Genomic DNA, 13927 nt, shown 5'->3' on the forward strand with positions numbered 1-13927 from the left:
ACATGATTGAAAAAATCAGGGCAGAAAACACACAGCGTCGCGCCCGCCGAGCTTACGGTAGACCATGCGACGATGATTTAAAAACAGCGGCACTGACACGGGCCCGGTCAATAGCGCCAGTAGGACCCATGGCCAGCCACGCAAGCCAGCTTGTTTGGCTTTGAGAAAGCACCACAAACTCACCAAAGGATGCAGAAGTAACCACAACACAACTATGCTCCGCTGTAAAAACGGGCAAGGTTATATAAAAAAATTAGCTGGTGCAATTTTAAACCACACAAATTTTCAGCCTAAAGGGTAACTTTCAGGGGTAGAGCAAATAAAAAAACCGCAGCAAACTGCGGTTTTTTCACATTACCTGAATACATTGGCCTTAATAAAAGGATTTGTCCTGCTCTGCCATCGACAACAACAGCTGGGCCGGCGCAAAGCGGGCACCAAATTGCGCTTCAAAGCGGCGTAAATCCGCCACCAGATTGCCGGCGCCTAAACTATCGATATAACGGAACGGGCCACCGAGGAACGGCGGGAAGCCAATACCAAAAATGGCGCCGATATCGCCGTCGCGCGCCGAGGCTATAATTCCCTCTTCCAGGCAACGCACCGCTTCGTTCAGCATCTGCACCATACACCGTTTGCTGATTTGCTCGCTGCTCAGGCGACCATTCGGTTGCACGCCCAGCAGGCTGTATACGCTGCTATCGACTTCTTTGCGGCCTTTTTTGGCGTTTTTGCCATAGAGATAAAAACCTTTTTCGACTTTTTTGCCTTTGCGGCCATCAGCGATTAACTTGTCAAAAGCGGCTGGTGCCTGGAAGCGCTCCCCCAGCTCTTTTTGCAGAATAGGCGAAATTTTGGCGCCCACGTCAATACCAACTTCATCCAGCAGCGTAATGGGTCCAACCGGAAAACCGAAGCGGGTCAATGCTTTGTCCAGTTTTTCCACCGACTCACCTTCAAGCAGCAGGTTCGCTGCTTCGTTCATATACAGCGCGAGGATGCGGTTGACATAAAAGCCGGCGCCGTCTTTGACCACAATCGGCGTTTTACCTTGTTTGCGGGCAAAAGCCACAGTGGTCGCGATTGTCTCAGCTGAGGTTTTTTCATGCGCAATGACTTCCACCAGCGGCATTTTGTCGACCGGCGAGAAATAATGCAGGCCGATGACATTTTCCGGCCGCGCCGCTTTGGCCGCGATCTGCCCAATTGGCAAGGAGCTGGTATTGGAGGCGAACACAGTGTGTTCACTGCAATGCTGTTCGATATCCGCCACCATTTGTTGTTTCAGTGCCAAATCTTCAAACACCGCTTCAACCACCAGATCCACATCGTGGAAGCCGGAATAGTCCGTGGTACCGGTCAGCAGCGACATTTGTTTTTGCAGCTCGGTTTTGCTGATAAAACGTTTTTTGTACTTTTTATTCAGCAGGCTGAAGCTATATTTCAGCGCATTGCCAATGCCAGTCTGATTAATGTCTTTGATGCGCACAGGCACGCCGGCTTTGCCCGCAGTGACATTAGCGATACCACCGCCCATCAGACCGCCACCGAGCACTGCTGCTTTTTTCACTTTGCGTGGTTTGGCATCACCAGCACCACTCTCTTTTTTCATCTGCGTCGTGGCGAAAAACAAGTTGCGCAGGTTCGCCGACACCGGCGTCATACACAGCTCACCAAAATGCTTCGCTTCGACTTCCAGACCTTTTTGCATGCCGCCAAAAACACCGGTTTTAATCGCATCAATAATTTTCAGTGGCGCCGGGTAATGGCCCTGCGTTTTTGCCAGTGTTTGTTTTTGCGCCTGACTAAACAAAATGCCACGACCAATTGAAGTAAACTCCAATAGCTGCCCCACTAACGGCAGTTTCACCGGTTTCGAACGGTCTGGTTTGCCGGCTAACGCCATTTTTACTGCAGCTTCTAATAGGATACTACGCGGCACCACGACATCGACTAACCCGGCTTTTTTCGCCTGTACGGCGCGCAGTTGTTTGCCGGTCAGCATCATATCCAAGGCTTTTTGCAGACCAACCAGCTTAGGCAAACGCTGCGTACCACCACTGCCTGGTAACAGTCCGAGCTGAACTTCCGGCAGGCCTAACACTGTTTTGGCATCGTCAGTCGCAACCCGGCCATGACAAGCCATTGCCAATTCCAGACCGCCGCCTAAACATGGGCCATGAATGGCTGCAATCAAAGGGATATGCAGCTTTTCCAGCTCGTTAAACATTTGCTGGCCCATGCTGGCAATGGCAGTAGCTTCCGCTGCAGTTTTGCATTTATCCAGCATGCTGATGTCAGCACCGGCGATAAAGGAATCCGGCTTGCCACTGATGATCACCACACCTTTAATACTTTTATTGCTGCGGACCTGTTCCAGTACCGCGTTGATTTCATCAGCAAATTCAGCTTTAAGCACATTCATGCTTTCGCCGGCGATGTCCATGGTAATAACCGCGACGCCATCATCGCGTTGGCTTAATGTAAAAGTCGGCTGCATTATTCAGTCTCCACAATCATCGCGGCGCCGAGGCCACCCGCCGCACAGGCTGTGGTCAGGCCGACACCGCCGCCGCGGCGTTTTAATTCGTGTAACGTTTGGGTGATTAAGCGGGTGCCGGTGGCTGCAAACGGGTGACCATAAGCCAGCGAACCACCGTTGACGTTAAATTTCGCCATATCAATGTCACCAATCGCTTCAGTGCGGCCTAATTTTTCTTCGGCGAATTTTTTCGAACCAAACATTTTCATATTGGCCAGTGCCTGCGCAGCAAATGCTTCGTGCATTTCGATTAACGTCAGATCTGACAGCTTCATGCCCGCGCGGTCCAGTGCTAAAGGTGTGGCATAAGACGGCCCCATCAGCATGTCTTCCCATACATCAATAGCGGCAAAAGCGTAGCTGCGCACATAACCCAGAATTTCATAGCCAAGCGCCTTCGCGCGGCTTTCGGTCATCATCAGCACCGCAGAAGCACCGTCTGTCAGAGGCGTTGAAGTAGCAGCAGTGACAGTGCCGTAGGTCCGGTCAAAGACTGGCTTTAATTTGGTGTAAGATTCAAGTTTCGAATCAAGCCGGATGTTATTGTCTATATCAAGGAATTTGTTGTATGGCTCGACATGTGCGGCCATCACTTCCTCTTTCATCAGGCCATTTTGCCAGGCTTGCGCGGCTAGTGAATGTGAGCGATGCGCCATCGCATCCTGGTCGGCGCGGCTGATGCCGTGGGTCTTGGCCATTTGCTCTGCCGTATCGCCCATTGACAAGCCGGTGGTGTACTCAGCAACCGCCGGTGGCACCGGTAGTAAATCTTTCAGGCCTAAGCGGCGGAAAATAGCCAGCTTCTGGCCGAAGGTTTTCGCTTTATTCAGGTCAACCAAGGCACGCGCTAAAGCTTTGCTGACGCCAATCGGTAACACTGAACTGGAATCGGCGCCGCCGGCGATAGCGATTTCGGTGATGCCGGCCATCATACTTTCAGTTACGCTGACCACCGACTGAAAGCTGGTGGCACAGGCGCGGGTGACGCTGAATGCGTCGGTGTGTACGTTCATGCCGGTGCCTAACACAATTTCGCGGGCGATGTTTGGTGCTTCCGGCATCTGCACAACTTGACCATAAACAACCTGATCAATTAACTTGGGGTCCAGTTCACTGCGGATCAGCAGTTCGTTCACGACCAGTTTGCCTAACTCCAGCGCCGAAACCCCGTGGAATTCGGTGGCCTGCTTGGCAAATGGCGTGCGTAAGCCGCGGACGATAGCGATACGATCGCCCTGCCGGGTCCTGAGTTGAATTGGGTTGGCCATATAAGTCCTCTGTTGCTGCTCGTTACAGGTCTGACCTGTGTTTTTCCCGATTGTAGCGAGAGTCTGACGAAATTAAAACAGTTGTTTTAATCTGCGCCGCCCATATATCTGCGAAGCTGGTCTTAGCCTAGCCGCATTTCATCGGATACGCCTGTGAAATCTCTCGTGATTTCATATAAATAACGCTGTTTAACCAGAGCCAGAGAGTATTGTTTGTGAACGCATTTAACCGGTTAAAATCCTATCTCGACAGTCAGGTGGTCGGCCAACCAGCCCTGACCGAAGGCATTCTGCTGGCGCTGTTAGCCAATGGCCATTTGCTGGTGGAAGGCCCGCCAGGCCTCGCCAAAACCCGCGCCGTCAATGCGCTGGCCCATGGTGTCGAAGGTAGTTTTCATCGTATTCAATTTACGCCGGATTTATTACCAGCCGATTTAACCGGTACCGACATCTACCGGCCGGAAACCGGCAAATTTGAATTCCAGAGCGGTCCGCTGTTTCACCACATTATTCTCGCCGACGAAATCAACCGCGCACCGGCTAAAGTGCAGTCAGCATTGCTCGAAGCCATGGCGGAAAAACAAATTACTGTGGGCCGCCACAGCTATAAATTGCCAGAACTGTTTTTAGTAATGGCGACACAAAACCCGCTGGAACAGGAAGGCACTTACCCGCTACCGGAAGCACAGCTCGACCGCTTTTTATTGCACTTGAAAGTGGATTATCCGGATGCAGCCACTGAGCTGCAGATCCTGCGCTTAACCCGCGGCGAGGCCTTATCGCAGCAAAGCGAAACCCCGCCCCGTATGACGCAGGCCGATATTTTTGCCGCCCGCCAGAGTATTCTGCAACTGCATATCGCCGAAAGTCTGGAGCAATATATAGTGCAGCTGGTGATGGCAACGCGCCATGCCGGCAATTATGGCGCAGAGCTTGGCCGCTATATCGCTTATGGTGCCAGCCCACGTGCCACTATTGCGCTGGAACGCTGCGCCCGCGCCAAAGCCTGGCTTAGTGGCCGGGATTTTGTCACGCCGGACGATGTACAGGCGGTGTTCCATAATGTGCTGCGCCACCGGCTAATTTTAAGTTATGAAGCCGAAGCTGAAGGCGTCAGTACTGACCAGGTGCTGACGGAGCTGCTCAAACGCGTGCCGGTTGCCTGATGTCCACCCAGCAAAGCAAACAAACTGTCGCGGCCCAGCTCGAAGCGCTCAGTACCGATGGCGTGCATTTGGATTTGCCGCAACTGCTGCAATATCAGCACCATACCTATTTACTTGATTTGGCACCAAAACAAGTGATACAGAGCAAACTGGCGGGCAGCTATCTGGCGCGCAGCAAAGGCCGCGGCATGGAGTTTGATGAAGTGCGGCATTATCAGCCGGGCGATGATGTACGTACCATCGACTGGCGTGTCACGGCCCGCACCGGCAAAGTGCACACCAAGTTATTCCGCGAAGAAAAAGAGCGGCCGGTATTTGTGCTGACCGACTTAAGCCCGGGCATGCATTTTGGCTCTGTGCTGCTGACCAAAGCAGTACAAGCGGCACATTTAGCTGCACTCGTAGGCTGGCATGCGAAAAACCGCGGCGATAAATTCGGTGGCATTTTATTCAACGGCAGCCAGATCCGCGAATTAAAACCAGCCAGTCGCAGCGTGGCGGTGCTGCGTTATTTGCAGCAATTGCTGGAGCTTGGTATCCCGGCGAAAGCGCCGGCGACGACACAATATAGCCTCGCAGAAGCAGTAGGACAGCTGCGCCGCCTGGTGCGCCCCGGCAGTCTGATTTATATCATTTCTGATTTCTTTGCCCTGGACGGCAATGTAATGCGCCATTTGCAATCGATGCGGCAGCACAATGAGATCCGGCTCTGCCAAATCCTCGACCCGCTGGAACAACAGCTGCCGATGCAAGTTCAGGGACAACTCAGGGTGCAAAGCACGCAAGAAGTATTGCAACTGGATTTAACGCCGCAGGCGATTAAGCAGCAGTACCAGCAGCAACAGCAGCAACTGCTGCAACAACAACAGACGTTCTGGCGTAGCCTCGGCTTACGCCATGTGCAAATCAGCACAGCTTTGCCGCTTCGCCAACAATTAAGCAGCACTGATGCGCCATCGGGCATGATGACGCAGGGAGCCGCGCATGGCTGAGACGTCGTCAATGACCGACAATTTAAAAGCCGCACTGGCCGATATTCAGCAGCCGCCGCTGCCGGATGAATTTTATCTGGCGCCAGGCTATCTGCTACTCAGCACGTTGATATTGGCTCTTGTGGGCTGGTTTGGCTGGCGCCTCGTTCAGCACTACCGCCGTAACAGTGCCCGCCGTCTGGCGTTGCAATTGCTTGAAAAAATTAATCTGCAGCAACAAGATGCTGCCAATCAGATTTTGTTGTTGTTAAAACAATATCTGCAGACAAAAAAACCGGGCCATCCGGCGCTGGCGCTGCAAAGTGCGCAATTTGTCGCGTTTTTACAGCAAAGTGCAGCGCTGGATACGCCGCAGCCTGAACTTGATCCTTTGCTGTACGGCCCGGTGCCAAATCCTGCAGCTGTGACAGCCTGGCATTTGTTTGCCAAACAATGGCTCATCAAACATAAGGAGCTGTCGCTTTATGTTTGAATTTGCCCTGCCCTGGATTTTTTTACTGGCGCCACTGCCTTGGTTGCTGCGCCGGCGCACCCAACCAAGTGGCAACCCTTTGTATTTCCCGCCCCTCGCAACACTGGCGGCGCAGCAACAACAAAACCAGACGCGGGCACAATGGCGGCGTCCGGCCTTGTTGCCATTATTATTCTGGCTTTGTTTACTTTGTGCCGCGGCAGAACCGCGCTGGCTCGGTGAGCCGGTTACGCTGCCACAGCAAGGCCGCGACATGATGCTGGCGGTTGATTTGTCCGGTTCGATGAATATTAACGATATGGTGATTGAAGGCCAGTCCTATAACCGACTGGATGCGGTCAAACATGTACTGGGACAATTTATTGCCAAACGTCAAGGCGACCGGCTTGGGCTGATTTTGTTTGCCGACGCCGCGTATCAGCAAACGCCGCTGACCTTCGACCGCACCACAGTGCAAAAAATGCTGGATGATGCGGTGTTAGGTCTGGTCGGTCAGCGCACGGCCATCGGCGAAGCCATTGGCCTGAGCGTGAAGCGTTTTAATACCTACCAGAGTTCAAACAAAGTGCTGATCCTGCTCAGTGACGGGGCTAACACTGCCGGGAATATTCAGCCTCGTGAAGCGCTGGAACTCGCCAAAGCAGCCGGTGTGAAAATTTATGCAGTGGGCGTCGGTGCAGAGCAAATGGTACAACAGGGTATTTTTGGTCCACAGCTGGTGAACCCTTCAGCAGATCTGGACGAAAAACTGTTGACCGAGCTTGCCAGTGAAACAGGTGGTCGTTATTTTCGCGCCCGCAATCTGCAGGAACTTAGCGAAATTTATCAGATGCTGGACCAGCTTGAGCCGATTGAGCGCGACCAGCTGAATTACCGGCCGCAACAAAGTCTTTTGCACTGGCCATTAGCAGGTGCGCTATTGCTGTTTGCTATAGCGTTATGGCGCCGGAGTCGTTATGCCGTTTGAGATCCATTTTTTAAGGCCTTATGCGCTGTTGCTGTTGCCACTGGTGCTGCTGTGCTGGCTGCTGCTGCGCCGGCTACCGCTGACCGATGCCTGGCAACAAATGCTGGCGCCGCACTTGTATCAGCAACTGCTGAGCGCACAGACGGTCAAGCGCCGGCAACACTGGTTATGGCCGCTGCTGTTACTGCTGGGCATTATGGCTGCAGCAGGCCCGAGCTGGCAAAAACTGCCGCAACCGGCGTTTCAGCTCAAGCGTGCGACCGTGCTGGTGCTGGATATGTCGATGTCGATGCGCGCGACCGACATCAAACCAAACCGGGTGACGCAGGCACGGTTTAAGGCGCTGGACTATGCCAAAGCGCAGCTGGAAGGTGAAATGGCACTACTCGCCTTTGCCGGTGACGCTTATGTGATTTCGCCACTGACGCCGGACCACAACAACATCAGCCTTTTACTGCCGGACTTAAAACCGGAGATTATGCCGGTACAAGGTTCTGATTTTGCCGGCGCGTTGAAACTGGCAGACCAGTTGCTGCAGCAGGCCGGGTATGTCAAAGGAGACATTATCTTTTTTACCGATGGTTTTGACAGTCAGCAATTCACCCAAATCCGCGACCAGCTCAATGGCTTTCGCCATCGTGTATCTGTACTGGCGTTTGGCCAGACCGACGGCGCGCCTATCCAGCTGGAAAACGGCGAACTGCTCAAAGACTCCCGTGGCGGCATTGTGCTGCCAAAAGTGCCGCTGAGCCAATTGCGTGAACTAAGTGCGTTAACCGGCGGCGCCTTTGCCCAAAGTAGTTTTGACAACAGTGACATCAGCAAGCTATTGGCACTGCCGGCTTTAACTTTAAATGAAGATGCCGCGCCCTCAGCCATGCAAGGCGACCAATGGCAGGACGCTGGTGTTTATCTGTGTTATTTGTTACTCATTCTGGCCCTGTTGGCGTTACGTCAGCAGCAACTGCTGGTACTGCCATTGTTGCTGATGCTGTGGCCGCAGCCTGTTCCGGCGGCAGACGAGCACAGCAGCCAAAGCCAGCCCGCAGAAAGTGCTGCGCCATCCGGCTGGCAGTGGCAGGATTTATGGCAAAGCCGGAATGAGCAGGCCAGTAAGGCCTACGACGCCGGCGATTACGCTGCTGCGCAGGCAAAATTCACAGATCCTTTATGGCAAGGCAACGCCGCCTATCGCGCTGGCGACTACGCGGGCGCAGCAAGCCTGTTCGCGCAGGACAAATCTGCCGCCGGATTATTTAATCTCGGCAACAGCCTGGCGCTGCAACAGCAATATCAGCAGGCATTAGCGGCTTATCAGCAGGCAGCACAGCAACAGGCGGATTTGCCGGGTCTGCAGGACAATATCAGGCTGATGCAAAAACTGCTGGAACAGCAACAAGACCAGCAGGAAAAACAATCCAAAGACCAGCAGCAATCCCAGGATCAGCAGCAGGACGGTGAACAAAAAGACGGCGAGCAAAAAGACAGGCAGGAGCAGCAAGACCAACAAAATCAGCAGCAGTCACAGGAACAGCAGCAGGACGAACAAAATAAACAAAACGGCGCCGAATCTGATCCGACTCAGCAGCAACAGACCGAGCAGCAAAAACAACAGCAACTGCAACAAGCTGAGGCTGAACAACAAAGCGAACAACCGGACCAGCAACAGCAGGCCATTGAACAAGCTTGGCCCAATGCCAGTCCGGAGCAAAGCCAACAACTGGAAAATTTACTGCGTAAAGTTCAGGATGAACCCAGTTTATTATTAAAAAACAAGATGTTGCTGGAGTATCAGAAACGTCAGCAGCAAGCGGTCCCGCGTGGAGTTCAACAAGAATGGTAAAATTGTGTTTTCGCCTGCTGCTGGTTGGCTTTGCTCTGCTGTGGCAGGCGCAGGCTGCCACGCAACTGAAGGCAAGCGTTGATAAAAACCCGGCGATGTTTGGTGAAGCCATTGTGCTGCAACTGGTACTTGATGAAAAAGTCGACGCTGGTATGCTGGACTTCGCGGTACTGGAAAGCGACTTTCGCGTCTCAGGCCCCTCGGTCAGCCAAAGTATGCAAATTATCAATGGTCAATCGAGCCAGAGTACCGCCTGGCAATTGAGCTTGTTCCCACGCCGTACCGGCACTTTAACGATCCCGGCATTTACTGTCGGCAATATCAGCAGTGCCCCAATCAGCATCGAAGTCCAGCCGGCGAGCCAAAGCAGCGGCAAAGGCGCAGAACTCTTCCTGGAAAACAGCTTCAGCCATGACACAGTGCATGTGCAACAAATGCTGTATTACGAAATTAAAATCTACTTTAAAGGTGAATTGCAACGGGGCAACTTAAGCCAGCCAGAGCTTGCCGGGGCTGAAGTTGAGCAAGTCGGTAAAGACGTTGAGAACAGCGAAATCGTCAATGGTGAGCGCTACCAGACCATCACCCGCCGTTACAGTGTGGTGCCGCAAAAAAGTGGCAATTTAACGCTGAGTGCGCCGTTTTTTAACGGTGAAATGATTGACCGGGATAATTCACGTTATGACTATTTTGCCCGCACCAAAGCAGTGTCTGCAGAAGGCAAGCCGCTGACCTTAACAGTCAATGCAATTCCCGACGGTCAGCAACATCATTGGCTGCCCTCAGAACTGGTGGCATTGACGGAAGAGTGGTCGCCTTCGACACAGCAGTTGGTACAAGGCGAGCCTGTTACCCGCACAATCACCCTGACAGCGCTGGATTTGGCCGACCATCAATTGCCGGACCTGCAGTTAGGGACAGTGAATGGCGCCAAAATTTATCCGGAACAACCACAAAGCCATAAAGCCGAACGCAGGGGACGCATCGTCGCGCAGAAGGTGTTCAGCTACGCTATTATCGCCGATAAAAGCGGCACTCTGACCATGCCGGAAGTCCGGGTGCACTGGTGGAATACTAAAACCAATCAACCGGACGTTGCCATTTTACCAGCGGTTATTTTGCAGGTCAGTCCCAACCCGCAACAAGCCGATACCGACGTCGACGTGGCGCCGGAGCAAGCTGTCGCTACAGTGACAACTGAGCCGGTCTCAGACTGGTATTTCAGTTACAGCAGCTGGCTGTTGCTGGTATTGTGGTTAAGCACGATAGCGATGTGGCTGTTGCAACAGTGGTATCAGCGCCCGCCAACAGTCGATCTGCCGGTCGCAGACTCTGCAGTGCGCTTTAATGCGCGCAAGCTGAAACAAGCCTGCCAGCAACATGACGCAGCACAAGCCCGTGAACAGCTGCTGCGCTGGTCCCGGCAGTTGATCGACCCGCAAATCGCCACACTGTCTGACATTCTGCCGCACCTGCCGGATGGTGCGTTAAAATCACAAATCCAGCAATTGAGTTATCAGGGCTACCAGGCAGCCGGGAACACCTGGCAAGGCCATGGCCTGCTGGAAGCCTGGGCGCATTTTCAGCATCAACCGGCCCCGACACCGGCCGGACTTGCCCCGCTTTACCCCAACCGGTAATTTATTTGTGCTGGTCTGCACAAAAATCGCAGGCCAGCCGGTCTTTGTGGTGATGTTTTATTTTGCGGAGCGCAAATGAGCCACGCCCAACAACGTTATGAAGCGCTGGTCCGTGCTTACACGCCGGATTTATATCGCTACGCCTACTGGCTATGCCACTCTAAAAGCATCGCCGAGGATCTGGTGCAGGATACCCTGCTCCGGGCCTGGAAAAATCTTTCACAACTGCAGGAAGCCAAGGCAGCCAAAGCCTGGCTGTTAACCATATTGCGCCATGAAAACGCCCGACGCTTTGAACGTAAGCAGTTTGAGTACAGTGATGTCGAACAGGATAGCCTGGAGGACCTGCATCAATCGCCGGAACAGAGTGTCGCCACCGATCGACTGCACCGGCTGATCCTTGGACTACCGCAAGACTATCGGGAGCCCTTAGTGATGCAGCTATTGCTGGGTATGACCGGCGACGAGATAGCGACTGTACTGCAACTCAATCTGAACACTGTGAATACCCGACTTTTTCGCGGCCGCGCTCAGTTACGCGCCAGACTGCAACCTGAAGCCGCAGGAGTACCATCCCATGGATAAGCTTTCGTTACGCCGGGCTTTATATGAAGACCCACGCAGTGTCAGCGCTGAGGAATTACTGGACCAGCCGCAGCTGCAACAGCTACAGCAGGAACTGCAGGCACTTGATGACAACTTGCGCCAACAATTAGCCATCGAAGTGCCACCACAACTGGTTGAGCGGGTGCTGTTAAATCAGCGCATGTTGCCGATGCAAAAGCGCTGGTACCAACGGCCTTTGCCGTACGCAACTGCTGCAGCACTGCTCGTCAGTGTCTTGTATTGGCAGCAGCCGCTGCAAAACGGGCCGACCGACCTCGGACAACATGCGCTGTCCCATGTCTACCATGAGATGGCGGCGCTGCGGGCAGAAGCGTTGTTAAGCCAGGCGGATATAAGTCCGATGTTCAGTCAGCTCGGCATCCACGCCGAATTCCCTGTGCCGGTCCGATATGCCCGTTTCTGTGACTTTGACGGTGTCCGTTCTTTACATCTGGTGCTCGACATCGATGGGGCAGCCGTGACACTGTTCGTTGTGCCAGGATCTGCACAACCAGGCCTTATCACGCCAGAGCAGATAGAACCTGCGCAGTTCGCCGATGCGCGTTTTTTTGGTCAGGCGGTAACGAAGTTGCAACACCGCCTGGTGCTGGTCGCGGAGCAACCGCAACTACTGGCAGCGACGAGTGCGATGCTGGAGAAGTCACTTCGTTTTAACATTTGACCGCTATTGGTAGCAGCCAACCAGCAGTTCACAGAAAACTGCTGGTTCTGTGCATGGACTATTGTTAGCATGGCGGCGCCAAGAGCTGCGGCGCTGCCCCACTTTGCATACACCGCAACGGCACCAAAACAATAATCAACAGGTCGAGGAATTTCAGTGGAAACAGGTACCATCCTTGCACTTGCGATCTATTTCATCGCAATGCTCGCTATCGGACTTTATGCCTATCGGCAGTCCAGCAGTAACTTGTCCGAATATATGCTGGGCGGACGTAAATTGGGCCCTGGGATCACAGCGTTATCCGCCGGCGCTTCAGATATGAGCGGTTGGCTGTTAATGGGTTTGCCCGGCGCCCTGTACGCCGCGGGGATCTCACAAATCTGGCTGGCCGTTGGTCTGATTTTAGGCGCTTGGGCGAATTATTTGTTCTTAGCCCCCCGCTTTCGCCTCTACACCGAAATCGCTAACGACTCTATTACGCTGCCAGATTACTTCGAACACCGATTTGCCGACAAAACCCGCTTGCTTCGGCTGATTTCCGCATTGGTTATTGTCGTGTTCTTCACGCTGTATACCGCATCTGGCGTAGTAGCCGGCGGCAAACTATTTGAAAGTGTGTTCCAGCTGGATTATTTCTACGGGCTGGCACTGACCGTCTCGGTGGTGATTGCCTATACCCTGCTGGGTGGCTTTCTGGCGGTCAGCATGACCGACTTTGTGCAAGGCATCATTATGTTTCTGGCGTTGGTGATGGTACCGATGGTGGCATTAAACGTGGTCGGCGATTTCAACACCACTTTAACTATTGTCGAGTCGCTCAATCCGAACCATCTGGACCTGTTCACCGGCACCAGTGCTCTGGGTATTGTTTCGCTGCTCGCCTGGGGTTTCGGTTATTTTGGTCAGCCTCATATCATCGTACGCTTCATGGCTATCCGCTCAGTGAAAGACTTTCCGGTGGCGCGCCGGGTTGGCATGTCCTGGATGATCATTTCGTTGCTGGGCGCTGTGGCGACTGGCTTTGTCGGTATTGCCTATGTGCATCAAACACAGCAACCATTAAAGGACCCTGAAACCATTTTTATTATGCTGTCGCAGGTGCTGTTTCATCCCTTTATCACCGGATTTTTACTGGCGGCTCTATTGGCTGCTGTGATGAGTACCATTTCCAGCCAGCTGTTGGTAACCTCGAGTGCCCTGACGCAGGATTTCTACAAAACCTTTTTGAATCAGCAAGCTTCTGACAAAACTCAGGTGATGGTGGGCCGTTTGTCGGTGTTATTGGTGGCTGTAGTTGCCATTGCTATCGCGCTGGATCGCAGCAGCTCGATTCTGGATTTGGTCGGCAATGCTTGGGCAGGATTTGGCGCTGCCTTTGGCCCGGTGATCCTGATAAGTCTCTATTGGCGTCGGATGACCACAGCCGGTGCACTCGCTGGGATGGTCGTTGGTGCCGGCACCGTGCTGTTCTGGGTGTTTAGCCCACTGCAGATTCAAGGGCAACAACTGAATGACTATCTTTATGCCATGGTGCCCGGAGTCTTCTTTGCCACTTTAGCTGTACTGATAGTGAGTCTGTTAACCAAAGCACCGGCTGCTGTCGTCAACCAGCATTTTGCCATGCTGGAAAAGCAGCTTACTGAGTGATTCTTCAAGTGCTCAGTCCTTACGGCTGAGCACTTTTCCCCCAACAAAAAGCCACAAATTTTATTAGCCAGCCCTCGTGGTTCTTTGCTACATTGCTCAGTG

The 13927-nt window shown here is 53.2% G+C and carries 12 protein-coding genes; 9 read left to right on the forward strand and 3 right to left on the reverse strand.

From position 1 onward, the window contains the following. Positions 1-15: 15 nt before the first annotated feature. The 3 genes from Q399_RS0102725 to fadI all read right to left on the reverse strand — a co-directional run bounded on the left by Q399_RS0102725 (position 16) and on the right by fadI (position 3810). The gene (locus Q399_RS0102725; RefSeq protein WP_031565238.1) at positions 16-210 is read right to left on the reverse strand and encodes a hypothetical protein; all 195 of its coding nucleotides are present in this window, start codon (positions 208-210) and stop codon (positions 16-18) included. Between the two features lie 163 nt (positions 211-373). Continuing rightward, on the reverse strand, positions 374-2500 hold the full coding sequence (gene fadJ / locus Q399_RS0102730) for a fatty acid oxidation complex subunit alpha FadJ (protein WP_031565240.1): 2127 nt from the start codon (positions 2498-2500) through the stop codon (positions 374-376). Beyond that, positions 2500-3810 carry an acetyl-CoA C-acyltransferase FadI gene (gene fadI / locus Q399_RS0102735; protein WP_031565242.1) on the reverse strand — a complete coding sequence of 437 codons (1311 nt, stop codon included), beginning with the start codon at positions 3808-3810 and terminating at the stop codon, positions 2500-2502. Before fadI ends, fadJ begins: the two co-directional genes overlap by 1 nt. 209 nt (positions 3811-4019) lie before the next feature. On the opposite strand from fadI, the gene Q399_RS0102740 reads away from it, so the two are divergent. From Q399_RS0102740 to putP, 9 genes are all read left to right on the forward strand, one after another. Further along, positions 4020-4976, forward strand: a complete 957-nt coding sequence (locus Q399_RS0102740) for an AAA family ATPase (RefSeq protein WP_031565244.1) — start codon at positions 4020-4022, stop codon at positions 4974-4976. After that, the gene (locus Q399_RS0102745; RefSeq protein ID WP_051685689.1) at positions 4976-5968 is read left to right on the forward strand and encodes a DUF58 domain-containing protein; all 993 of its coding nucleotides are present in this window, start codon (positions 4976-4978) and stop codon (positions 5966-5968) included. Before Q399_RS0102740 ends, Q399_RS0102745 begins: the two co-directional genes overlap by 1 nt. Further along, complete coding sequence (locus tag Q399_RS0102750; RefSeq protein WP_031565248.1) at positions 5961-6440, forward strand: DUF4381 domain-containing protein; 480 nt, start codon at positions 5961-5963, stop codon at positions 6438-6440. The genes Q399_RS0102745 and Q399_RS0102750 overlap by 8 nt, the downstream gene beginning before the upstream one ends. Continuing rightward, the gene (locus Q399_RS0102755; protein ID WP_031565250.1) at positions 6433-7407 is read left to right on the forward strand and encodes a vWA domain-containing protein; all 975 of its coding nucleotides are present in this window, start codon (positions 6433-6435) and stop codon (positions 7405-7407) included. Before Q399_RS0102750 ends, Q399_RS0102755 begins: the two co-directional genes overlap by 8 nt. Beyond that, entirely contained in the window at positions 7397-9250 is a 1854-nt protein-coding gene (locus tag Q399_RS0102760) for a vWA domain-containing protein (RefSeq protein WP_031565252.1), read from the forward strand. Before Q399_RS0102755 ends, Q399_RS0102760 begins: the two co-directional genes overlap by 11 nt. Next, positions 9244-10890, forward strand: a complete 1647-nt coding sequence (locus tag Q399_RS0102765; RefSeq protein ID WP_037045496.1) for a BatD family protein — start codon at positions 9244-9246, stop codon at positions 10888-10890. Before Q399_RS0102760 ends, Q399_RS0102765 begins: the two co-directional genes overlap by 7 nt. A gap of 75 nt (positions 10891-10965) precedes the next feature. Continuing rightward, positions 10966-11475, forward strand: a complete 510-nt coding sequence (locus tag Q399_RS0102775) for a sigma-70 family RNA polymerase sigma factor (protein ID WP_051685690.1) — start codon at positions 10966-10968, stop codon at positions 11473-11475. Next, on the forward strand, positions 11468-12178 hold the full coding sequence (locus Q399_RS21350; protein ID WP_031565259.1) for a DUF3379 family protein: 711 nt from the start codon (positions 11468-11470) through the stop codon (positions 12176-12178). The genes Q399_RS0102775 and Q399_RS21350 overlap by 8 nt, the downstream gene beginning before the upstream one ends. Positions 12179-12334: 156 nt before the next feature. Continuing rightward, positions 12335-13825 carry a sodium/proline symporter PutP gene (putP, locus tag Q399_RS0102785; RefSeq protein ID WP_031565261.1) on the forward strand — a complete coding sequence of 497 codons (1491 nt, stop codon included), beginning with the start codon at positions 12335-12337 and terminating at the stop codon, positions 13823-13825. Positions 13826-13927 lie beyond the last annotated feature (102 nt).

This window comes from Rheinheimera texasensis DSM 17496, assembly GCF_000711985.1.
Classification (GTDB): Bacteria; Pseudomonadota; Gammaproteobacteria; order Enterobacterales; family Alteromonadaceae; genus Pararheinheimera; species Pararheinheimera texasensis.